Genomic DNA, 20,592 nt, shown 5'->3' with positions numbered 1-20,592 from the left:
GCAGATTCGCCGCGGCACCTGATCGCATCCGACCGTCAGAACGAATGGTTGATGCCGATATTCACGCCGGTCTGCGAACGGCCCGGCAGCGGATTCGCGAGGTTGTCGTTGTCCGATCCCGGGTTGTTGTTCGCGACCGAGAAATTCGATCCGCTCGCGTTGCGCACGTGCGCGACGGTCGCATAGAGCAGCGTGCGCTTCGACAGGCTGTACGCGGCGCCGAGTGCGAACATCGTCGCGTGGCCGGACGGATCGTGTGTCGCGTCGCCCGCGCCCGAGCCGACGTGCACGTAATAGGCGGCGCCGCCGAGCGTGAGCGCGGGCGTCACCCGGTATTGCGCGCCGGCCCAGTAGTGGTCCGCGTTGCGCGCGAGGTCGGCCGGCGTGTCGGGCGCGTTCAGGTGCGTATAGGCGGCCTGAAGCGTGAGCGCGTGCAGATAGAGGTTCGCGCCCGCGAAGAACTCGCGCGAACTGGTGAACACGTTGCTCATGCGCCCGTTCGCGTCGCGCAGTTCGTCGTACATCGCGCGCAGCATCAGCAGGTCGTTCTTGTACGTGACCTGGATGCCGTCGCTGCGGCCCGCCTCGTTGACCGCGCCGAGATTGAACCCGCCGGCCTGGTTGCCGAGCGTGTATTGCGCATGCAGGCTGAAGCCGTTCCACGACGGCGACCGGTACTCGATGTTGTTGCTGGTGATCGGCACGTTGCGGCTGCGGACCAGCGCGGTCGACGAATACGCCTGCTGGAGGAGCGGGTCCATGTCCCACTGGTCGTTCGCGATGAACAGGTTGCGGCCGAGCGTCAGCGTGCCGTAGCGGTCGTTCCGCACGCCGACCAGCGCCTTGCGGCTGAACAGCCGGCCATTGCTTTCGCCGGCCGTACCCGACATCAGGTTGGTGCCCGATTCGAGGTTGAAGATCACCCGGTAGCCGGCGCCGAGATCCTCGTGTCCGAGCAGCCCGAACCGGCTTGCGCCCCAGTCGCTGCTTTGCGCGCGCAGGCGCGACGCGGTCGTGCCGTTGCCGGTCTGCACCTGGCTCAGGTAGTCGAGCCCCGCATCGGCGACGCCGTACAGTATCACCGAGCTTTGCGCGCTGGCACCTGTGCAACTGAGGATTCCTAATAGGCTGAGTCCAGCCGTCGCGATTCGTTTCATGTCGTCTCCAGACCTGTCGTCGTTTTTTATGAAGAGGCCTGCCGCTCAGCACGCACGTCCTGGTGCGCGTCGTGTTGCGGGGCAGTTGCCGCGGCGGCGTGTGCCACCGGAGGCGCTCCCGATCGCCGGCCGGCGACGTCTGCCGGCCGTGCGGCGGGATAGCGGGTCAGCGGGCCGTCAGTTCGGCTCGCACGAAGTCCATGCTCGTGCGCAGCCGGTCTTCGATGTCCGCGGCTTCCGCGATTTCGCTTGCGAACGGTTCGAACGAGAACGCGCCGCAATAGCCACGCGCGAGCAGTTCGCGCAGCTGCCGGATGTTGCCGAGCCGGTCGGCGCCGCCGACCAGCACGCGATGGCCGTCACGCATCCGGTCGACCGGCAGGTCGCTTTCCTCGACGCCGGAGATGTGCACGAGGCCCGTCAGGTTCGGGAAGAAGATGTCCTCGCCCGACAGGTGGTGGTGGAACGTGTCGTGCACGAGCCGGAACACCTGTTCGCCGGCCGCGTCGTAGATGCCCTTCACCGCGTCCGACTTGCGGCGCAGCGCGCATTCCTCGAAGCCGAGCGGCTCGATGAAGCCGAGCAGGCCGCGCGTGTCGAGGATCGGCTTGAGCGCCTTCAGCGCCTTTACCAGATCCGCGTGGCGTGCGTCCGCGCTGCGGGTGTCGCTGCGGCTGTTGGTCGGGCACAGCACCAGCGCGCGTGCGCCGCATTGGGCCGCGTAGTCGGCCAGCACGGTCGCCTCGTCGGCGCGCTCGCCGTTCCATTGCTCGAAGCGCTGCAGCGCGTTGATCGTCAGGATCGTCAGGCCGCCCGCGTCGGCTTGCGCGCGCACCGCGGCGGCCGGCGTGCCGTCGGTGATCTCGACGCCGTCGAGGTCGTTGCGGATCTCGATCGTGTCGACGCCGAGGCGCCGGCACAGCGCGACATACTGGTCGAGCGGCATGCGCGGCGCGCTCATCCGGTTCAGCGAAAAGTGGAGTGCTTGCGTCATCTTTCTGTCCTCTGGTGGGGGGCGTAGTCCGAATCAGGTGCCGGCGGGCGCGCGATCGTCGGCCGGCGTGGCGGTTGCCGTCGCCGTCGCCGTCGCGGCGAGCGCGTGCCACGTATCGCGCAGCCATTGCGCGCACGCGACGTTGTTGTCGAAGATCGAGTAGCGCGCGCCGCCGCCGTAGTCGGGAAACGGAATGAATTCGCAGCTGATCTGCTCGAGCAGCGTCGGCCGCGCATGCGCGCGCCACTGCAGCAGCCCGCGCAGCGCGTCTTTCCATGTGTCGAGCGGCGCGGCGCGCCATTCGCCGTGATACGCGCCCGGCGCGGGCGCGACGAACGGATACTGGATGCCGCGGCCGGGCCGTCCGTCCTGGCGGCGCATCCAGCGGTTCTCGGGATTGTTCGGGATCACGCTGCGCGCGTGCGCATGGCGGACCCAGCCGCGTTCGATCCAGCCGGCATACACGGCCGCCGGTGACGCAGGGTCGAGCACGAGCCGTCCGCTTTCGACCGGTTCGCGAATGCCCGACACGTCGAGCTCGGTGCGATTGCCGATCTTGAACAGCAGATGCGAATGATCGAGCGTGATCCGGAATTCGACGCCGGCCGCTTCGACCCGCTGCGCGACGCGCGCGATGCGGGTGAAGTCCTCGCTCCACATGTCGACATGGACTTCAAGGCTCGGCAGGCAGCCGACCGGTTCGCCCCGTTCATATGCGCGCAGGTAGAAATCGGCGACCTCGCCGTCCGACAGCGGATGGCCGTCCGCGTGGTGCGCGTAAAGCTGGCAGTTGAGCACGGTGCTGCCGAAGCGCGCGCCCGCGGCGACGATCTCCGCGACATGCGCTTCGTCGCGGCCCGCGCGCCAGATGCCGCCGATCACGCGGATCGGCAGCGCGTGGCGTTCGACCAGCGCGAAATAGGGCGTCAGGTCTTCGTCCCGCGTCGGGTTCTTCTCGACGTAGTCGAATACGCCGGCGCCGGCGATCATCCGGAAGCGCTCGGCGGGTGCCGGCGGCGGCAAGCCGTCGTGTTCGAGCACGCCGTCGAGGTTCACGCCGATGAGTAGCGGTTCAGCCATCGTCTCCTGTCCGTTTTTGTCCTGGATGGCTGCCAAATGTACGGACGCGCCTCGCGGACTGCATGACAAACAGTGACGAAAAATCGCCAATGCGGCGGTCGATTTTTTTGCGACGTCCGTTCGGCGCGCAGTGGCGGTGCGGACCCGGGCGATGCCGCGCGGCAGGGGGCCGGCCGGGCGCGGCCGGCGCGAACGGTGGCATGCCGCGGCAGGTCGCGCGCGCCGCGAAACTCAGGTCTGCAGGTAGGCGCTCGTTCTCACGTTCGCCGAGCAGAACACGCGAAACTCGACCGGATCGTCCGGCGGCGGCTGCTCGACGACGCCGCACGCATGCAGCACGTGCTGCAGCGCGGAGATCGCCTGTCCGTCCGGATCCTGGTCGATCGCGATGTCCATCGTGCCGGCCTCGATGTACGTGCGATGCAGGTCGAGCATCTCGTGGCCGATCCAGACGACGCGGCCGGCCGCGCCGAACCGGCGCAATGCCGCCTCGATGCCGGCCGAGCCGCCGCCGCTGTTGTAGATCCCGACCACGTCGTCGTGCGCCTGCAGCGCCTTCGTCACCGCGCGGTAGCAGCGGTCGTCCTGGTCGAGCGTCTCGACCGGCTCGCCGTCGCAGGTCAGGTCGGCGAACGCCTGCGTGAGCTGGTCCAGGCAGCCGGCGATCCGGTCCGCATGCGCGCGGTAGCCCATTCGCCCGCCCAGCAGCAGCACCCGGCCGGGCCGCGCTGCGAGGCGGCCGATGTAGTAGCCGGCGGTGCGGCCCCCGCGATAGTTGTCGATGCCCGAGAAATGCACGCGCGCGATTCCGCCGATGTCGGTGACCAGCGTGACGACGGCCTCGCCGCGCGCGATCGCGTTCGCCAGCGCATCGCGCACGCGGGGCGTGTCGCGGGCCGTGACGATCAGCGCCGCGCGCCGGTATGCGGGCCGATCGATCAGCGCGGCAATCCGGTTGTCGTCGCCGGCCGGGAGGATCGTCCGGTGCACGACCACGCGGCGGTCGAGCATTTGCAGCGAACGCTCGAGCGCCTGCTGCAGCCGCTTGAAGAACGGCGTGTCGGTGTCGGGCAGCAGCACGTCGATGTGGATCAGCCCGTGCCGCGTATCGGGCAGTTGGCGCGGCACGCCGAGCTGCCGGGCCGCGGCGACGACGCGCTCGCGCGCCTGCGCGGACACGCTGCCGCGCTCGTTCAGCACCCGGTCGACGGTGGTCGTGCTGACGCCCGCAAGCGCCGCGATCTCCGTGAAGCGCGCGGTGCGCTTGCGCCAGCGGGGTCCGGTATCGGCTGCCATCGGGTCGTCTCCAGTGTCGTTGCCGCCATCGTGTGCGTGGCGCTGTCCTCCGGCACGCTAAAGCGATGGCGAAATTTCGTCAACGTTTCCGTTGAGCGGGCCGGGTCCGTCGCCTAATTTTGCTTCCACACCGGCGCGCTCGCAGCGGGCGCTTCCGACGCACAAGGAACCAAGGAGACACGGGTGGCCCATACGAACGACCCGGCGCGCGATCACACGGCATCCGCGCGCCGTCAGGAATACCGATTGATCGGCGGCGCCGGCGAGCGCGCCCGCGCTGCAGGGCTCGTCAACGCCGAGTGGTACAAGTGCCCGGTGCCGCGGCCGGTGATGAAGCAGCTGATGCAGCGCGACGATGCGCGCGCGATCCGCGACACGCTGATCTGGTACGCGGCGATCGTGATCAGCGGCCTCGTCGCATGGCTTGCGTGGCGCGCGCATTCGGCGTGGGCCGTGCCCGCGTTCTTCGTGTACGGCACCCTGTACTGCAGCCCGGCCGATTCGCGCTGGCACGAGTGCGGGCACGGGACGGCGTTCCGCACGCGCTGGATGAACGACGTGCTGTACCAGGTCGCGTCGTTCCAGACCTTCCGCCGCGCGACGGTGTGGCGCTGGAGCCATGCGCGCCATCACACCGATACGCTGGTGGTCGGGCGCGATCCGGAAATCGCCGCGCCGAAGCCGACCGACTGGCTCGGGCTCGCGTTGAACGTCGTCGCGCTGAAGCACGTCGCCGGCGAACTGCGCAAGCTGATCGTGCTCGCGTGCGTCGGCCGTCTCGACGATGACGAGCGAACCTTCGTGCCGGAGTCCGAATGGCCGAAGGTCGTGCGCGAGGCGCGCATCCATCTCGCGATCTATGCCGCGGTGATCGGCGCGGCGCTGTACGGGCACACGATCCTGCCGCTGCTCTACATCGGGCTGCCGAGCCTGTACGGCGCGTGGCTGTACCAGTACTTCGGCCTGACGCAGCACGCGGGCATGCCCGAGAACGTGCTCGATCACCGGCGCAACTGCCGGACCGTGATGATGAATCCCGTGTCCCGCTTTCTCTACTGGAACATGAACTACCACGTCGAGCACCACATGTTCCCGATGGTGCCGTTCCATGCATTGCCGCAGCTGCACGAGACCGTCAAGGCCGACATGCCGGCGCCGTACCGCAGCACGCTGGCCGCGTATGCGGAGATTGTGCCGGCGCTGATCCGGCAGACGCGCGATCCGTCCTACCAGATCGTGCGGCCCGTGCCGGGCGCCGTGCAGGCCTGACCGCATCGAATACCGCTCAACAAGGAGACACGAATCATGACGCAATGGATCGATACCGGTGCACTCGACGACATCGACGACGAAGACGTGGTGCGCTTCGATCACGCGGGGCACACGTATGCGATTTACCGGGTCGACGGCAACGTCTATGCGAGCGACGGAATGTGCACGCACGAGCACGTGCATCTCGCCGACGGGCTCGTGATGGACCATGTGATCGAGTGCCCGAAGCACAACGGGCGCTTCGACATCCGCGATGGCCGGCCGCTGTCCGCGCCGGTCTGCGAGAAGCTGCGCACGTACCCGGCGAGGGTCGAGGGCGGGCGCATCCTGATCGAGGTCTGAACGCATGGCGAACGAGCGCGTGATGGCGATCGTCGGCGCAGGGCACGTCGGCGGCCGCGCGGCACAGACGCTGCGCGAAGCGGGGTGGCGCGGCGGGATCGCGCTGATCGGCGCGGAGCCGCATCTGCCGTACGAGCGGCCGCCGTTGTCGAAAGGCCTGCTGACCGGCGAACGCAGTGCGGAGCAATGCCGGCTGCGCGCGGCCGACGCGTGGCAGGCGGACGGGATCGCGCACGTCGTCGCGACCGTTGCGCACATCGATCCGCGCGCACGCGAAGTCCGGCTGTCCGATGGCCGGACCATCGGCTACGAAGCGCTGCTGCTCGCGACCGGCGGGCGCGCGCGCCGCCTCGCAATACCCGGCGCGGATCTCGATGGCGTGCTTGCGCTGCGCACGCTCGACGATGCGGCGGCGCTCGCGGCGCGCCTCGCGCCCGGCGCGCGGATCGTGCTGGTCGGCGGCGGCTTCATCGGCCTCGAAGTCGCGGCCTCGGCGCGGATGCGCGGGTGCCGCGTGACCGTGCTCGACGCGGCGCCGCGGCTGCTCGGCCGCGCGGTGCCGGCGTCGATCGCGGCGCGCGTGCACGCGCTGCATGTGGATCACGGCGTGCGGATCCGCTTGAACCGGAAGCCAGTCGCGATCGAGCGAACGGCCGATGGCGCACTGGCCGTCACGCTCGACGATGGCGACACGCTCGTCGCCGATACGGTCGTGGCCGGTATCGGCATCGAACCTGCCGACGAACTCGCACGTGACGCGGGCCTCGCGGTCGATCGAGGGATCGTCGTGAATGCGCGGCTCGAGACGTCGGCGCCGGGCGTCTATGCGGCCGGCGACGTCGCGGTGTTCCCGAGCGGCCTGTCGGGGCGGCCGATCCGCCAGGAAACCTGGCACGGCGCCGAGACGCAGGCGCGCGCCGCCGCGCGCAACATGCTCGGCGCGGGCGAGCCGTATTGCGAGCTGCCGTGGTTCTGGTCCGATCAGTACGACGGCCAGTTGCAGGTTGCCGGGGAGCCGGCGCTCGGCGAGCTGGCGGTCGCGCGCAGGCTCGATGGCGACGCAGAGATCCATTTCCATTTCGATGGCGGCGGACGGCTCGTCGCGGCGAGCGGCTTCGGCCGCGCGTCCGGATTCGTCAAGGAGATGAAGCTCGCGAGGATGCTGGTCGAACGCGGCGCCACGGTGGCGCCTGTGGCGGTCGCGGACGCGAACGTGAAACTGAAGTCGCTTTTGTCGGCCGGCGGGTAGGCGCAACGCACGATGAAAAACAGCCCGCGGCCTTCCGGCACGCGGGCTGTGTTGCGTCGTCGGTGCGACGGGCCGCGTCAGTGCGGCACGTGCAGCTGCAGATACAGCACGGCCGCGAGCGAGCCGCCGATCAGCGGGCCGACCACCGGAATCCACGCATAGCGCCAGTCGCTGTCGCGCTTGCCGGGAATCGGCAGCAGCGCGTGCATGAGGCGCGGCGCGAGGTCGCGCGCGGGGCTCATCGCGTAGCCGGTCGGACCGCCGAGCGAGATGCCGATGCCGAGCACGAGCAGGCCGACGGGCAGCGCGTCGAGCGCACCGAGGCCGACCTGCGGCGACGCCAGATACAGCACGCCAAGGATCAGCACGAACGTGCAGATCGCCTCGGTCAGCACGTTGTGCCGGACGCTGCGGATCGCGGGCGCCGTGCAGAACACCGCGAGCTTCAGGTCCGGATCGGCTTCCTTCGCGAAGTGCTGGCGATACGCGAGCCACACGAGCAGCGCGCCCGCCATCCCGCCGAGCATCTGCGCGAGGATGTAGCCGCCGACTTTCGACCACGCGAACTTGCCCGCGAGTGCGAGGCTGATCGTCACGATCGGGTTCAGGTGCGCGCCGCTGAACGACGCGGTCACGTAGACGGCGACGAATACGGCCATCGCCCAGCCCCACACGATCACGATCAGGTCCGCGCCCTTGCCCTTGGTCTTGGCGAGCAGCACGTTCGCGACCGCGCCGTTGCCGAGCAGCACGAGGATCGCGGTGCCGATGAATTCTGCGAAATAAGGTGACATGGTTGTCTCTCGTATGTCGCGGCGGACTCGCGCGTCGCGCGGTCCGCCGGTGTTGTTGTATTCGTTCCCGATGACGAACGGTTACTGGGTGTCGTCGGCCCACGCCTTCGCGGCGCGCACCGCGCGCTGCCAGCCGGACATGCAGCGTTCGACCTGCTCCTTCGGCATCTGCGGCGAGAAGCGGCGATCGAGCTGCCACTGGCTGCGCAGTTCGTCGAGGTTCTTCCAGTAGCCGATCGCGAGACCCGCGAGGTACGCCGCGCCGAGCGCGGTCGTCTCGGTGATCTGCGGACGCACCGCGTCGACACCGAGCAGGTCCGCCTGGAACTGCATCAGCAGGTTGTTCGCGCTTGCGCCGCCGTCGACGCGCAGCTCGCCGATGCTGATGCCGGAATCGGCCTCCATCGCCGCGAGCACGTCGAGCGACTGGTATGCGATCGCGTCGAGCGCCGCGCGCGCGAGGTGCGCGGACGTCGTGCCGCGCGTGACGCCGAACAGCGAGCCGCGCGCACGGGCGTTCCAGTGCGGCGCGCCGAGGCCGGCGAACGCGGGAACGAGATAGACGCCGTCGGTGTGCGGCACGCTTTCCGCGAGCGCCTCGATTTCCGCCGCGCTCTTGATGATGCCCATGCCGTCGCGCAGCCACTGCACGACCGCGCCCGCGATGAAGATGCTGCCTTCGAGCGCGTACTGCACGTCGTCGCCGATCTGCCACGCGATCGTCGTCACGAGGTTGTTCTTCGACTCGATCGGCTTGGCGCCGGTGTTCATCATCAGGAAGCAGCCGGTGCCGTAGGTGTTCTTCACCATCCCCGACGTCGTGCACATCTGGCCGAAGAGCGCGGCCTGCTGGTCGCCCGCGATGCCCGCGAGCGGGATCTTCGATGCGAACACGGTCGTCTTCGTGTAGCCGTAGATTTCGGACGACGCCTTTACTTCCGGCAGCATGCTGCGCGGGATGTCGAACAGCTCGAGCAGCTCGTCGTCCCACTGGCGCGTATGGATGTTGAACAGCAACGTGCGCGACGCGTTCGTCACGTCGGTCACGTGCAGCTCATGCTTCGTGAAGTTCCACACGAGCCAGCTGTCGACGGTGCCGAACGCGAGCTTGCCCTGGCGCGCCTTGTCGCGTGCGCCGGGCACGTTGTCGAGGATCCAGCGGATCTTGGTCGCGGAGAAGTACGCGTCGATCGGCAGGCCCGTCTTCGCGCGCACCTTCGCCTCGAGGCCCTGCGCCTTCAGCGAGTCGCAGAAATCGGCGGTGCGGCGGTCCTGCCAGACGATCGCGTTGTAGACGGGCTGGCCCGTCTCGCGATCCCAGACGATCGTCGTCTCGCGCTGGTTCGTGATGCCGATCGCAGCGATCGACGTGCCGTTCAGGCCCGTGCGGGTGACGGCTTCGGCGGCGACGCCGGCCTGCGTCGACCAGATTTCCTGCGGGTCGTGTTCGACCCAGCCCGGTTGCGGGTAGATCTGCTCGAATTCTTTCTGCGCGATCGACACGATGTTGCCCTGGCGATCGAACAGCATCGCGCGGGAGCTCGTCGTGCCCTGGTCGAGCGCGAGGATGTACTGATCCTGCATGTCTCTCATCTCCATCCGTGATTGGCTTAGTTGTGATGCGCGCCGTACGAAGGCGGCGCGTTTGGGTGAGTCGTGAATCGGTCAGGCGTGATGCGCGTGCGTGGCGGCGAACCATGAATCGAGCGCGGCCGTCACCGCGTCGAGCGTGCCCGGCGCGACGTGCAGGCCGAGCTTCGAGCGGCGCCACAGCACGTCCTGCGCGCAGGTCGCCCATTCGACGTCCCGCAGGTAGCGCAGTTCGGCTTCGTGGATGCCCGGCGCGACCGCCGCGCCGAGATCGGCGAGCGACTTCGCATCGCCGACCACGCGTTCGGCGCGCGTGCCGTACGCGCGCGCATAGCGGCGCGCGAGCGCGGCAGGCAGCCACGGATGACGCTTCGCGAACTGGTCGGCGAACGCGTCGAATTTTGCGTTGGCGATGTCACCGCCGGGCAGCGACGTGCCGGCGGTCCACGGCGCCGCGTCTCGGCCGAGCGCGCGGCACAGCATGTCGCCGGCTTCCTCGGCGAGCTTGCGGAACGTCGTGATCTTGCCGCCGAACACCGACAGCAGCGGCGCGCCGGCGCCGTCGTCCATCTCGAGACGGTAGTCGCGCGTGACGGCCGACGCGCTCGACGCGTTCTCGTCCTCGAGCAGCGGGCGCACGCCCGAATACGTCCAGTGGACGTCGGCCGGCGCGATCTTGCGCTTGAAGTAACGGTTGATCGAGTCGCACAGGTATTGCGTCTCGTCGCGGTCGATCGCGACCTTGGCCGGATCGTTCGTGTATTCGACGTCGGTCGTGCCGATCAGCGTGAAGTCGCGCTCGTACGGAATCGCGAAGATGATCCGCTTGTCCGGGTTCTGGAAGATGTACGCGTGGTCGTGATCGAACAGGCGGCGCGTGATGATGTGGCTGCCTTTCACGAGCCGTACGCTATGATGCGCGCCGCGGCCGAGCGCGCCGTGCAGCACGTCGCCGACCCACGGGCCGGCCGCGTTCGCGATTGCACGGGCATGCACGACGCGAATCGAGCCGTCGGCCTGCTGCAGCCGTGCTTCCCATTCGTTGCCGGTCCGCTCGGCGGACACGAGCTTCGTGCGCGTCAGGATGTCCGCGCCGCGCTCCTTCGCGTCGAGCGCGTTCAGCACGACGAGGCGCGCGTCGTCGACCCAGCCGTCGGAATACACGAAGCCGCGCTTGATCGAGTCGATCAGCGGCGCGCCGGCCGCGTGGCGGCGCATGTCGATGCCGCGCGAGCCGGGCAGCAGCTCGCGCTTCGCGAGGTGATCGTAAAGGAACAGGCCGATGCGGATCAGCCACGCCGGCCGCAGGTTCGGCATGTGCGGCATCACGAAGCGCAGCGGCCACATGATGTGCGGCGCCGCGCGCAGCAGCGTCTCGCGCTCCTGCAGCGCCTTGCGCACGAGCCCGAATTCGTTGTACTCGAGATAGCGCAGGCCGCCGTGAATCAGCTTCGTGCTGGCCGACGACGTGTGCGACGCGAGGTCGTCCTGCTCGCACAGGAGGACCGACAGGCCGCGGCCGGCCGCATCGCGCGCGATGCCCGCGCCGTTGATGCCGCCGCCGACGACGAGCAGATCGTAGCGATTCGGTTGGGTCACTGCTGTCCTTATCGTCTGATGGAAAAGAGCGAACACAAAATGTTCGAATTCGAAATTTAGCGAACAGATTCGAAAAAGTAAAGTTCGAAATAGAGGGGCGGGTGGCGCGCCGCGCGATCCCGGACGATACTTGTCGCATCGACCGTTTCGCGAGGTGAATGATGCGTATTGGGATATGGGCCGGCGCGCTGGCCGTCATGCTGGCGGGGTGCGTCGGCATGCCGCCGCTCGGGGGCAGGCCGTCGCTCTCGGATCTGCAGGCGTCGTGCGGCGGCACGGCGCGCGACTGGGGCGCGGATGCGCAGCCGGTCTATTCGGCGATGTACGACGCGTATGTCGCGAAACGATACCGTGGGCTGTCGGAGCCGAACTACTGCGCGTTCGTAAACGAACTTTCGGCGCGCTATGCGGCGCCGGACGCGCCGGCGCGGGCCGGCTGGGTCGCGTATTTCAACGACGCGCGCGCGAAAGCGGTCAGCTGGCGCGCAGCCGTCGACCCGACGCTGCGCGGCGGCTGAGCGTCGACTACCGAACGAGGCGGGGAACAGCGCGCGGCCGGGAGACGGCCGGCGCGGTCAGGTCAGGAAAAGCGGTATTTGATGGAGCGCAACGCCGCGTCGCCCGTCTCGGTCACGCAGTATTTGCGCCCCGATCCGAGCCCTTCCAGGCGGACGAGCTGCTGTTCGAGCAGCGCGTCGAGTTCATCGCGTTCCATGTCGGCCTGATCGGGAGCATCCTTCACAAGCAGTAGCGTGGCGAATTCATGCGGACTCAGCATCGTTCTCTCCATGGCAAGCGGACTGCCCACGCGTCCGGCAGAGCGGCCGGTGCGTGATACCCCGCGGGGTATGGCTTGGGGGGAAAAGCTGTATTCGCCGGTCCTGGTCACGTCCACGCGCTGGCACAAGCGGGACGGGCATACGGGCCGGGGAACTGGAGTCTAGTCGAGCGCGTGGGACAACGCCAAATCGTGCCCCATTAATTTTCCGTTTGACAGGCCGGTCCGCGGCAAGCGGTCCGGTTGTGCTGCCAACTTCTTGATTTCACTTGAAGTTTTGGGTGCGGCGCAGCATCGCGCAAACAGACCCTTCATTCGGCGACGTACACCTGGGTGCCTGCGGCGGCAACCGTTTCCGCCATTTCGGGCGGCAGCGGCTTGTCGGTGAAGAGCGCGTGCACCTGGCTCAGGTGGCCCTGGCGCACGAGCGCGGGCCGGCCGACCTTCGAGTGGTCGGCCACGAGGTAGACGGTGCGCGCGTGCTGCATGATCGCCTCGGCCACCCGCACCTCGCGCGTGTCGAAGTCGCGCAGCGTGCCGTCGGTCTCGATCGCCGACGTGCCGATGATCGCGTAGTCGACCTTGAACTGGCGGATGAAGTCGATCGCGAGCTCGCCGACGATCCCCTTGTCCCACGGACGCACGATGCCGCCCGTGATCAGCACCTCGCAGTCCGGGTAGCCGCTCATCATCGACGCGACGTTCAGGTTGTTCGTGATCACATGCAGCCCGTGATGACGGTTCAGCGCGCGCGCGACCTCCTCTGTCGTCGTTCCGAGGTTGATGAAGAGCGACGCCTGGTCGGGGATATGCGACGCGGCGAGCGCCCCGATGCGCCGCTTCTCGTCGTGGAACATCCGCTGCCGCGCGGTGTACGACACGTTCTCCGAACTCGTCGGCAGGCTCGCGCCGCCGTGATAGCGCCGCAGCAGGTTCAGGTCGGCGAGCCAGTTGACGTCGCGGCGGATCGTCTGCGGCGTCACTGCGAAGTGCGCGGCGAGATCGTCGACGGTCACGAAGCCGTCGCGCTGCACCCATTCGAGCAGTTCCTGCTGGCGCGCGTTGAGGGTGAGGCGGGGGTCTCGGGTCATGTCGGCGGCGAAGTCGTGAAGACGGAGCGGGTATTGTAAGGGCGTTCGGCCGGCGCGCCCGGCGTGGCGGGGACGTGGGCGGTCGTGGCAGTCGCGGAATTCATGCGGCTTGCGCATGGATTCATGTGACAAATGAATTTGCGTGATCGCGCCGATCGCGCTGCAATGGCGGATTGTCCGCATTAGTGCGCTCAACCCAGCGCTCAACCCCGCGCTCAACCCCGCACTCAACCCGTTTCCGACGAGGTGCAATCGATGACCGGCTTCAACTGGCACAACCCGTATCCGACGACGCGCATCCCGGTGTTCGCGCGCAATGTCGTGTCGACGTCGCATCCGCTGGCCGCGCAGGCAGGCTTGCGGATGCTGTGGAAAGGCGGCAACGCGGTCGACGCGGCACTGGCCGCCGCGGCCGCGATCACCGTTGTCGAGCCCGTGTCGTGCGGGCTCGGCGGCGATGCATTCGCGCTCGTCTGGGACGGCGCGACGCTGCACGGGCTGAACGCGTCGGGCGTCGCGCCGGCCGCGTGGAACGTCGACTACTTCCGCAAGCGTCACGGCGAGGATGCGCAGGGCTTCGCGCGCAAGCCGACGCGCGGCTGGGACACCGTCACCGTGCCGGGCGTCGTCGCAGGCTGGGAGGCGCTGCACGCGAAGTTCGGCTCGCTGCCGTTCGCCGACCTGCTCGAGCCCGCGATCGAGATCGCCGAGCGCGGCTATGCGGTGCCGCCGATCGTCGCGCACAAGTGGGCGGCCGCGGTCCCCGCGCTGCAAGGACTGCCGGGCTTCGCGGACACGTTCATGCCGCGCGGCCGCGCGCCGGCGGTCGGCGAGCGCGTGTGCCTGCCCGGCCATGCGCAGACGCTGCGCACGCTCGCGAAGGACGGCGCGCGCGCATTCTACGAGGGTGCGCTCGCCGAGCGGATCGCCGCGTTCGCGCGCGACGGCGGCGGCGCGCTGACCGAAGCGGACCTGCGCGCGTACCGGCCGGAATGGGTCGAGCCGATCGGCAAACGCTTTCGCGGCCGCACGATCCACGAGATCCCGCCGAACGGGCAGGGCATCGCCGCGCTGATCGCGCTCGGGATCGCCGAGCACGCGGGTGCAGCCGAATGGCCGGTCGATTCGCCGGAATCGCAGCACCTGCAGATCGAGGCGATGAAGCTCGCGTTCGCGGACGTCTACCGTTACGTCGCCGACCCGCGCGCGATGGACGTGACGCCCGCGCAGATGCTCGACGACGGCTACCTCGCCGCGCGCGCGAAGCTGATCGACCCCGCGCGCGCGACGCACTTCGCCGCCGGCCGGCCGCATTCGGGCGGCACGATCTATCTGTCGGCGGCCGACGAGCGCGGGATGATGGTGAGCTTCATCCAGTCGAACTACATGGGCTTCGGCTCCGGCCTCGTCGTGCCGGGCGCGGGGATCGCGCTGCAGAACCGCGGGCACGGCTTCTCGATGGACCCGGCGTCGCCGAACGTCGTCGCGGGCGGCAAGCGGCCGTTCCACACGATCATTCCGGCGTTCGTCACCGAGGAGGTCGACGGCCGCACCGATGCCGTGATGAGCTTCGGCGTGATGGGCGGCGACATGCAGCCGCAAGGCCATCTGCAGACCATCGTGCGGATGCTCGGTCATGGCCAGCAGCCGCAGGCCGCGTGCGATGCGCCGCGCTGGAAGGTCAACCGCGACTTCACGCTCGACGTCGAATCGAGCATGAGCCGCGCGACGGTCGATGCGCTCGCGGCGCGCGGCCATACGATCAAGTCGATCGACGATCCTTACATGGATTTCGGCTCCGGCCAGTTCGTGTGGCGGCTCGATCGCAACGATCCCGAGCGCGGCTACGTGGCCGCGAGCGACAGCCGCCGCGACGGTCTGGCAGCCGGTTTCTGACGGATCGCTTCCAGCCGGATGCCCGACGGGCGGCCGCACGGCCGCCCGTTTTGTCTGTGCCGTCCGCGTTCGAACGACTCGTCTAACGAACGGCAATATGCGTCGCGGAACTGCGCCTGTCGGGGATGGTCAGTGCTCTGAAGCACGAACACCAAAGTCCGGCTAAGATGCCAGAATGGTTCGGCCGGACCGATTCTTACAACGTCAAGCAACAAGCCGCATTCGAGACGGCCGCTGCCCACGCCGCTTGCGTGGGGCGGTTGCCGGATGGGGCGCCTGGGAGCGCAACACCATGCAGACTGAAACGACGCATGTCATGCCGTGGCGAATCGAGGACATCGACCTGACCCGGATCGATCGTCAGCGCGCCGCCGCGAACGAGGATTTGCTGCTGCTGCTGTGCGCGGCGTCGTTCATCGAAAGCGGTTCGGACCTCTACACGAGCAACCTGAGCGAGTTCTTCAACGACGACCCGGAAGTGTCGGCGTGGCTCAACAATGCATGGGAGCACGAAGAGTTGCAGCACGGCCGCGCGCTGAAGGCCTACATCGGACACGTGTGGCCCGAGTTCGATTGGGACACCGCGTTCGCGAACTTCTTCGACGAATATTCGAAGACCTGCTCGGTCGATGCGTTCGAGAAGACCCGCGCGCTCGAGATGGTCGCGCGCTGCGTCGTCGAGACGGGCACGGCCACGCTCTATCGTGCGATCAACGAGTGCTCGGACGAGCCCGTGCTGAAGGAAATCACCGACAACATCCGCACGGACGAAGTGCGCCACTACAAGCACTTCTTCAAATATTTCAAGAAGTACAACCAGCTCGAAGGCAACGGCCGGCTCGCGGTGCTCGGCGCGCTGATGCGCCGCGTGATGGAGATCAAGAACGAGGATTCGGAAATCGCGCTGCGCCACGTGTTCGCGATGCGCTACCCGGGCCGCATCGGCGACACCGAATACAATCGCGCGCGCGCCGCGCGCATCAACGCGCTCGTGCGGCACAACCTGTCCGCGGACATGTGCGTGAAGATGCTGCTGAAGCCGCTCGACCTGCCTGCGAAGATCCAGCCGGGCGTCCACTATCCGCTCGTGAAGATCACGCAGCACGTGTTCTTGCGCTGATGTTCCGCCGCTGAGCTCGTCCTCTGATCGCGCCGCCGCACCGCGGCCCGTCGCCAGCAGGCTGCGCATCATCCGCCGTTCCACGAGGCCGCACCATCATGACCGATTCGCATCGCCACGCACTCGAGCAATGGACGTTCGACGCGTGGCCGCCTGCCGTCGTATCGCTGTTCGACGGCACCGCGCTCGACCGCAAGGCCGATGTCGCGGTGTCGCTGATCGTCGCGACCGATGACGGCCAACTGCGCACGACGCTGTTGAGCGTCGGTGAAATCTACGCGCGCGATGCTCGCGTACTGCTGCTCGCGTTGTGGCCGCAATCGCGCGCGGCGCGCGCGCTCGCGCAGCGGCGCGCAGCCGCGCTGACGCTCGTCGCCGACGGTGCGTTCCATCAGGCTCAACTGGAGATCGAGCCGCTCGAAGGCGACTTCGGCGGGCTGGCAGGATTCGCGGCGACGATCGCGCACGGCGATGCGCAGCGCGTCGGCTATGCGCGACTGGCGACGGGCGTCACGTTCGCGCTGGATGGAGAAGGGGAAGCGGCGCGCGCCGCAGTGCTCGCACGCTGGCAGCGCCAGGTCGAGCACCTGCGGCACGCAGCCGCGCGGCTTCAGTGACCGCGCTGGCCGCTGCGCGACGAGCGGTTGCGGTTCGCGTGTGCGGCGTTGCCGCTGGCCGGACGTGCCGCGTTGCCGCCACCCGCGCCCGGGGTGCGCGGCTTCGCGGGTTTCGCGGCCTTCGGCTGGGCCGCCTTGGGCTGGGCCGCTTTCGGCGCGCCACCGTCGCGCTTCGCGGCCGGCTGGCCTGAGCCACCGGCGCGCGGTGCGCGATTGCCGCCGCCACCGCCGCCACCGCCGCCACCGCCGCCACCGCCGCGCGGCTGCTGGCCGCGGCGCTGCTGGATCGGCTCCGGCTTTGCATTCGGATCGGGCTCGAAGCCCGGAATCACTTCCTGCGGAATCTCGCGCTTGATCAGCCGCTCGATGTCGCGCAGCAACTGCTTTTCGTCCACGCACACGAGCGACACCGCTTCGCCCGTCGCACCCGCACGGCCCGTGCGGCCGATCCGGTGCACGTAGTCTTCCGGCACGTTCGGCAGGTCGAAGTTGACGACGTGCGGCAGCTGGTCGATGTCGATGCCGCGCGCGGCGATGTCGGTCGCGACGAGCACCTGCAGCGTGTTGTTCTTGAACTCCGACAGCGCGCGCGTGCGTGCCGACTGGCTCTTGTTGCCATGGATCGCCATCGCGCTGATGCCGTCCTTCGTCAGCTGCTCGGCGAGCCGGTTCGCGCCGTGCTTCGTGCGCGTGAACACGAGCACCTGGAACCAGTTGTGCTCGCGGACCAGGTGCGTGAGCAGCTCGCGCTTGCGGTCGCGGTCGACCGGATGGATCTTCTGCGCGACGGTCTCGGCGGTCGTGTTGCGGCGCGCGACCTCGATCAGCGCGGGCGAGTCGAGCAGGTTGTCGGCGAGCGCCTTGATCTCGTCGGAGAAGGTCGCCGAGAACAGCAGGTTCTGGCGGCGCGGCGGCAGCTTCGCAAGCACGCGCTTGATGTCGTGGATGAAGCCCATGTCGAGCATCCGGTCGGCTTCGTCGAGCACGAGGATGTCGAGTTGCGACAGGTCGATCGTCTTCTGCTGCATGTGATCGAGCAGGCGGCCGGGCGTCGCGACGACGATGTCGACGCCGCGCTTGAGCGCATCGATCTGCGGATTGATGCTGACGCCGCCGAACATCACGGTCGAGCGCAGCTTCAGGTACTTGCTGTACGCGCGCACGCTTTCCTCGACCTGGGCGGCGAGTTCGCGCGTCGGCGTCAGGATCAGCGCACGCACCGCGCGCTTCGCGTTGTGGTGCTCCGCGTAGAACGTATGCAGGCGCTGCAGGATCGGCAGCGTAAAGCCGGCGGTCTTGCCGGTGCCGGTCTGTGCGCCGGCGAGCAGGTCGCCGCCGCCGAGCACGGCGGGAATCGCCTGTTGCTGGATCGGGGTGGGCGACGTGTAGCCAAGCTCGTTGACCGCCTTGACGAGCGGTTCGGCCAGGCCGAGAGATTCGAAAGACATAGATACCACTCTAGAGTTTTATGATCGGCGACGCCTCGCGCGGCCCGCGCGGGGATGGCATCGCAAAAAGACAAAAGGGCGCGGCCGCGGTTTCCCGCAGCCGCGCCCCGTTTGCGTCACGCGCTATTTAGTCAAGCGGTGCGGAACGCAGGTCGCTCACCTGTTGCGGCGAGATCGGCGAACCGTTGTTACCCCACGACGCGCGGATGTACGTGACGACCGCCGCGACTTCCTGGTTCGACAGCGACTGCGCGAACGGCGGCATCCCGTACGGACGCGGATTCTTGAACGTGCTCGGCGGATAGCCGCCGTTCAGCACCATGCGGATCGGGTTCACGGCCGATTCCATCATGATCGAACGGTTCTGCGCGAGCGGCGGATACGCCGGCGGCTTGCCTTCGCCGTTGGCGGCGTGGCAGGTCGCGCAGTTGTCCGCGTAGATCTTCTTGCCCTGGTCGAGCAGCGCGTTGCCGAACTGCTTCGACGGCTCGTACTGCATGTTCTTCGGCGCTTCAGCCTTCTGCGGGATCGACTTCAGGTACGTCGACATCGCGCGCGTATCCTCGTCGGACATGTACTGAAGGCTGTTGTGCACCACGTCCGCCATCGGGCCGAACACCGCGCCCTTGTGCGACACGCCGGCCTGCAGCAGGTCGGACAGTTCCTGCACGTGCCAGTCGCCGAGGCCGAGTTCCTTGTCGTTCGTCAGCGACGGCGCATACCAGTTCTGCAGCGGGATCAGGCCGCCTGCGAACGCCGACGAGCTCACCGGGCCGCCCATCATGTTGATCGACGTGTGGCACATCGAGCAGTGGCCGAGACCTTCGACCAGATACGCGCCGCGGTTCCACTCGACCGACTTGGTCGGATCCGGCTTGTACTCGCCTTCCTTGAAGAACAGCGTGCGCCAGCCGATCAGCAGGTTGCGGTTGTTGAACGGGAACTTCAGCTCGTGCGGACGGCTCGGCACCGATACCGGCGCAACCGAGCGCAGGTACGCGTAGATCGCGTCCGAATCCGAGCGCGTGACCTTCGTGTAGCTCGCGAACGGGAAGCCCGGGTAGAGCAGGCTGCCGTCCTTCGAGCGACCCGTGTGCATCGCGCGATAGAAGTCGTCCGACGTCCACTTGCCGATGCCGGCCTGGTCGTCCGGCGTGATGTTCGGCGTGTACATCGTGCCGAACGGCGTCGCCATCGGCAGGCCGCCCGCGAACGGCTTGCCGCCGCGCACGGTGTGGCACGCGATACAGTCGCCGACGCGCGCGAGGTATTCGCCCTTCTTGATCAGCGCGGCCTGGTCGGCCGGCGTGGCCGCGACGGCGGCGTTGCCGTGCAGCGTGTCGTTGCCCGGCCACAGGACCGGCACGAGAGCCGCTGCCGCGACGATCGCGACAGCCGAGAGTGCAAACAGGGACTTGCGTTTCATGTCGTGTGTCTCCCTTGCCTTATTGCGGTTCGCTGCCGCAGGCGAGCGGAGTCTTCATCGAGCGGGCCGGAGCCGGCACGGGGTTGGCGGGCGCCGGTTGGGCGGCGAGCCATGCCGTCACGGCGGTCACGTCTTCGTCGGAAAGCTTCGCGGCGATGTCGTGCATGCAGTCCGGCGCCTTCGCGTGGCGGTTGCCGGAGCGCCATGCGCCGAGCTGCGCGCTCAGGTAGTCGGCGTGCAGGCCGACGAGACCCGGGATCGCCGGCTGCATGCCGGTCAGCGTCGCGCCGTGGCAGGCCACGCAGGCCGGCAGCTTGCGCGACGGATCGCCCTGCGTGACGAGCTGCTTGCCGCGCGCGAGCGTTGCGGCCGGCAGCGACGGCTTGGCCGGCGTCGGGTACGGCGGACGCTCGGCCGAGAAGTGCTCGGCGATCTCGTGCAGGTAGTCGTCGTTCAGGTACGTCAGCAGATAGTTCATCGGCGGGTACTTGCGCCGGCCGTCACGGAAGTTGACGAGCTGGTTGTACAGGTACTCGGCCGGCTTGCCTGCGAGACGCGGGAAGTAATCGTTGTCCGTGCCCTGGCCGTGGACGCCATGGCAGGCCGTACAGCCGCGCACGCGCTCGGCCATGGTATCGGGTGCCTTGAGCGGCGCCTGTTGGGCCTGGGCTTGCTCCGTGGGCTTGGTCTGCGCTTGGGCAGTGCTCATGAGGCCCGCGCCACCGATCATCAGAACGGCGAGCAACGGACGGAAGAGGCGTCTTGAAGACACACGAGACTCCATGTTTATTCGTCGGGGACCTGTCCGGGCTACGATCGGCTCGGCATGACGGCAGGACAGCC

Annotated in this window: 19 protein-coding genes; 7 read left to right on the top strand and 12 right to left on the bottom strand. The window is 68.2% G+C overall.

All coding sequences use genetic code 11. From position 1 onward, the window contains the following. Positions 1-35: 35 nt before the first annotated feature. From ACV229_RS19585 to ACV229_RS19570, 4 genes are all read right to left on the bottom strand, one after another. Positions 36-1,157, bottom strand: coding sequence for a porin (locus ACV229_RS19585; protein WP_448084754.1), 1,122 nt, complete (start codon positions 1,155-1,157; stop codon positions 36-38). Positions 1,158-1,323: 166 nt separating this feature from the next. Next, positions 1,324-2,151, bottom strand: coding sequence for a TIM barrel protein (locus tag ACV229_RS19580; RefSeq protein ID WP_448084753.1), 828 nt, complete (start codon positions 2,149-2,151; stop codon positions 1,324-1,326). 33 nt (positions 2,152-2,184) lie between these two features. Then, on the bottom strand, positions 2,185-3,231 hold the full coding sequence (locus ACV229_RS19575) for a xylose isomerase (RefSeq protein ID WP_448084752.1): 1,047 nt from the start codon (positions 3,229-3,231) through the stop codon (positions 2,185-2,187). A gap of 231 nt (positions 3,232-3,462) precedes the next feature. Continuing rightward, on the bottom strand, positions 3,463-4,527 hold the full coding sequence (locus ACV229_RS19570) for a LacI family DNA-binding transcriptional regulator (protein ID WP_448084751.1): 1,065 nt from the start codon (positions 4,525-4,527) through the stop codon (positions 3,463-3,465). A 183-nt stretch (positions 4,528-4,710) separates the two neighbouring features. On the opposite strand from ACV229_RS19570, the gene ACV229_RS19565 reads away from it, so the two are divergent. The 3 genes from ACV229_RS19565 to ACV229_RS19555 are packed head-to-tail and all read left to right on the top strand — an operon-like array spanning position 4,711 to position 7,390. Beyond that, on the top strand, positions 4,711-5,796 hold the full coding sequence (locus ACV229_RS19565; protein WP_448084750.1) for a fatty acid desaturase family protein: 1,086 nt from the start codon (positions 4,711-4,713) through the stop codon (positions 5,794-5,796). Between the two features lie 36 nt (positions 5,797-5,832). Further along, positions 5,833-6,141 (top strand): non-heme iron oxygenase ferredoxin subunit, encoded by a 309-nt coding sequence (locus ACV229_RS19560; RefSeq protein ID WP_448084749.1) that lies wholly within the window; start codon positions 5,833-5,835, stop codon positions 6,139-6,141. Between the two features lie 4 nt (positions 6,142-6,145). Then, positions 6,146-7,390, top strand: coding sequence for an NAD(P)/FAD-dependent oxidoreductase (locus ACV229_RS19555; RefSeq protein WP_448084748.1), 1,245 nt, complete (start codon positions 6,146-6,148; stop codon positions 7,388-7,390). A gap of 77 nt (positions 7,391-7,467) precedes the next feature. On the opposite strand, the gene ACV229_RS19550 is transcribed toward ACV229_RS19555, so the two are convergent. The 3 genes from ACV229_RS19550 to glpD all read right to left on the bottom strand — a co-directional run bounded on the left by ACV229_RS19550 (position 7,468) and on the right by glpD (position 11,373). Beyond that, a complete protein-coding gene (locus tag ACV229_RS19550) occupies positions 7,468-8,184 on the bottom strand; it encodes an MIP/aquaporin family protein (protein ID WP_448084747.1) in 717 nt (238 codons plus the stop codon). Positions 8,185-8,265: 81 nt separating this feature from the next. After that, positions 8,266-9,768: a glycerol kinase GlpK gene (gene glpK / locus ACV229_RS19545; protein ID WP_448084746.1), complete on the bottom strand. Its 1,503-nt coding sequence runs from the start codon at positions 9,766-9,768 to the stop codon at positions 8,266-8,268. Between the two features lie 81 nt (positions 9,769-9,849). Beyond that, on the bottom strand, positions 9,850-11,373 hold the full coding sequence (gene glpD, locus ACV229_RS19540) for a glycerol-3-phosphate dehydrogenase (RefSeq protein WP_448084745.1): 1,524 nt from the start codon (positions 11,371-11,373) through the stop codon (positions 9,850-9,852). A 161-nt stretch (positions 11,374-11,534) separates the two neighbouring features. On the opposite strand from glpD, the gene ACV229_RS19535 reads away from it, so the two are divergent. Then, positions 11,535-11,891, top strand: a complete 357-nt coding sequence (locus ACV229_RS19535; protein WP_448084781.1) for a hypothetical protein — start codon at positions 11,535-11,537, stop codon at positions 11,889-11,891. Between the two features lie 62 nt (positions 11,892-11,953). Here the strand turns inward: ACV229_RS19535 and ACV229_RS19530 are convergent, their stop codons facing one another. Next, entirely contained in the window at positions 11,954-12,151 is a 198-nt protein-coding gene (locus ACV229_RS19530) for a hypothetical protein (protein WP_448077227.1), read from the bottom strand. Between the two features lie 311 nt (positions 12,152-12,462). After that, positions 12,463-13,242, bottom strand: a complete 780-nt coding sequence (locus ACV229_RS19525) for a DeoR/GlpR family DNA-binding transcription regulator (RefSeq protein ID WP_448084744.1) — start codon at positions 13,240-13,242, stop codon at positions 12,463-12,465. Positions 13,243-13,497: 255 nt separating this feature from the next. Between ACV229_RS19525 and ACV229_RS19520 the strand changes: the two genes are divergently transcribed. The 3 genes from ACV229_RS19520 (at position 13,498) to ACV229_RS19510 (ending at position 16,875) form a co-directional block, all read left to right on the top strand. Next, positions 13,498-15,138, top strand: a complete 1,641-nt coding sequence (locus ACV229_RS19520; protein ID WP_448084743.1) for a gamma-glutamyltransferase family protein — start codon at positions 13,498-13,500, stop codon at positions 15,136-15,138. Positions 15,139-15,430: 292 nt separating this feature from the next. Then, a complete protein-coding gene (locus ACV229_RS19515; protein WP_448084742.1) occupies positions 15,431-16,258 on the top strand; it encodes a ferritin-like domain-containing protein in 828 nt (275 codons plus the stop codon). Between the two features lie 98 nt (positions 16,259-16,356). After that, positions 16,357-16,875: a hypothetical protein gene (locus ACV229_RS19510; protein WP_448084741.1), complete on the top strand. Its 519-nt coding sequence runs from the start codon at positions 16,357-16,359 to the stop codon at positions 16,873-16,875. Here ACV229_RS19510 and ACV229_RS19505 read toward each other — a convergent pair. From ACV229_RS19505 to ACV229_RS19495, 3 genes are all read right to left on the bottom strand, one after another. After that, positions 16,869-18,323, bottom strand: coding sequence for a DEAD/DEAH box helicase (locus tag ACV229_RS19505; protein ID WP_448084740.1), 1,455 nt, complete (start codon positions 18,321-18,323; stop codon positions 16,869-16,871). The two genes, ACV229_RS19510 and ACV229_RS19505, sit on opposite strands and share 7 nt — an antisense overlap. A gap of 127 nt (positions 18,324-18,450) precedes the next feature. Beyond that, positions 18,451-19,749, bottom strand: coding sequence for a c-type cytochrome (locus ACV229_RS19500; protein ID WP_448084739.1), 1,299 nt, complete (start codon positions 19,747-19,749; stop codon positions 18,451-18,453). A 19-nt stretch (positions 19,750-19,768) separates the two neighbouring features. After that, positions 19,769-20,533 (bottom strand): c-type cytochrome, encoded by a 765-nt coding sequence (locus tag ACV229_RS19495; protein WP_448084738.1) that lies wholly within the window; start codon positions 20,531-20,533, stop codon positions 19,769-19,771. Positions 20,534-20,592: the final 59 nt, after the last annotated feature.

This window comes from Burkholderia sp. MR1-5-21 (assembly GCF_053427715.1).
The sequence above is the reverse complement of the archived record's forward strand: the minus strand, read 5'-3'. Positions and strand labels throughout refer to the sequence as shown.

What these genes read in the sequence shown, in the direction of transcription:
- ACV229_RS19535 (WP_448084781.1), top strand. Translation starts at nt 11,535, where the DNA reads ATGCGTATTGGGATATGGGCCGGCGCGCTGGCCGTCATGCTGGCGGGG.
- ACV229_RS19575 (WP_448084752.1), bottom strand. Translation starts at nt 3,231, where the DNA reads ATGGCTGAACCGCTACTCATCGGCGTGAACCTCGACGGCGTGCTCGAA.
- ACV229_RS19510 (WP_448084741.1), top strand. Translation starts at nt 16,357, where the DNA reads ATGACCGATTCGCATCGCCACGCACTCGAGCAATGGACGTTCGACGCG.
- ACV229_RS19555 (WP_448084748.1), top strand. Translation starts at nt 6,146, where the DNA reads ATGGCGAACGAGCGCGTGATGGCGATCGTCGGCGCAGGGCACGTCGGC.
- ACV229_RS19505 (WP_448084740.1), bottom strand. Translation starts at nt 18,323, where the DNA reads ATGTCTTTCGAATCTCTCGGCCTGGCCGAACCGCTCGTCAAGGCGGTC.
- ACV229_RS19495 (WP_448084738.1), bottom strand. Translation starts at nt 20,533, where the DNA reads ATGGAGTCTCGTGTGTCTTCAAGACGCCTCTTCCGTCCGTTGCTCGCC.
- ACV229_RS19550 (WP_448084747.1), bottom strand. Translation starts at nt 8,184, where the DNA reads ATGTCACCTTATTTCGCAGAATTCATCGGCACCGCGATCCTCGTGCTG.
- ACV229_RS19530 (WP_448077227.1), bottom strand. Translation starts at nt 12,151, where the DNA reads ATGCTGAGTCCGCATGAATTCGCCACGCTACTGCTTGTGAAGGATGCT.
- ACV229_RS19500 (WP_448084739.1), bottom strand. Translation starts at nt 19,749, where the DNA reads ATGAAACGCAAGTCCCTGTTTGCACTCTCGGCTGTCGCGATCGTCGCG.
- ACV229_RS19525 (WP_448084744.1), bottom strand. Translation starts at nt 13,242, where the DNA reads ATGACCCGAGACCCCCGCCTCACCCTCAACGCGCGCCAGCAGGAACTG.
- ACV229_RS19585 (WP_448084754.1), bottom strand. Translation starts at nt 1,157, where the DNA reads ATGAAACGAATCGCGACGGCTGGACTCAGCCTATTAGGAATCCTCAGT.
- ACV229_RS19560 (WP_448084749.1), top strand. Translation starts at nt 5,833, where the DNA reads ATGACGCAATGGATCGATACCGGTGCACTCGACGACATCGACGACGAA.
- ACV229_RS19570 (WP_448084751.1), bottom strand. Translation starts at nt 4,527, where the DNA reads ATGGCAGCCGATACCGGACCCCGCTGGCGCAAGCGCACCGCGCGCTTC.
- ACV229_RS19580 (WP_448084753.1), bottom strand. Translation starts at nt 2,151, where the DNA reads ATGACGCAAGCACTCCACTTTTCGCTGAACCGGATGAGCGCGCCGCGC.
- glpK (WP_448084746.1), bottom strand. Translation starts at nt 9,768, where the DNA reads ATGCAGGATCAGTACATCCTCGCGCTCGACCAGGGCACGACGAGCTCC.
- ACV229_RS19515 (WP_448084742.1), top strand. Translation starts at nt 15,431, where the DNA reads ATGCAGACTGAAACGACGCATGTCATGCCGTGGCGAATCGAGGACATC.
- ACV229_RS19520 (WP_448084743.1), top strand. Translation starts at nt 13,498, where the DNA reads ATGACCGGCTTCAACTGGCACAACCCGTATCCGACGACGCGCATCCCG.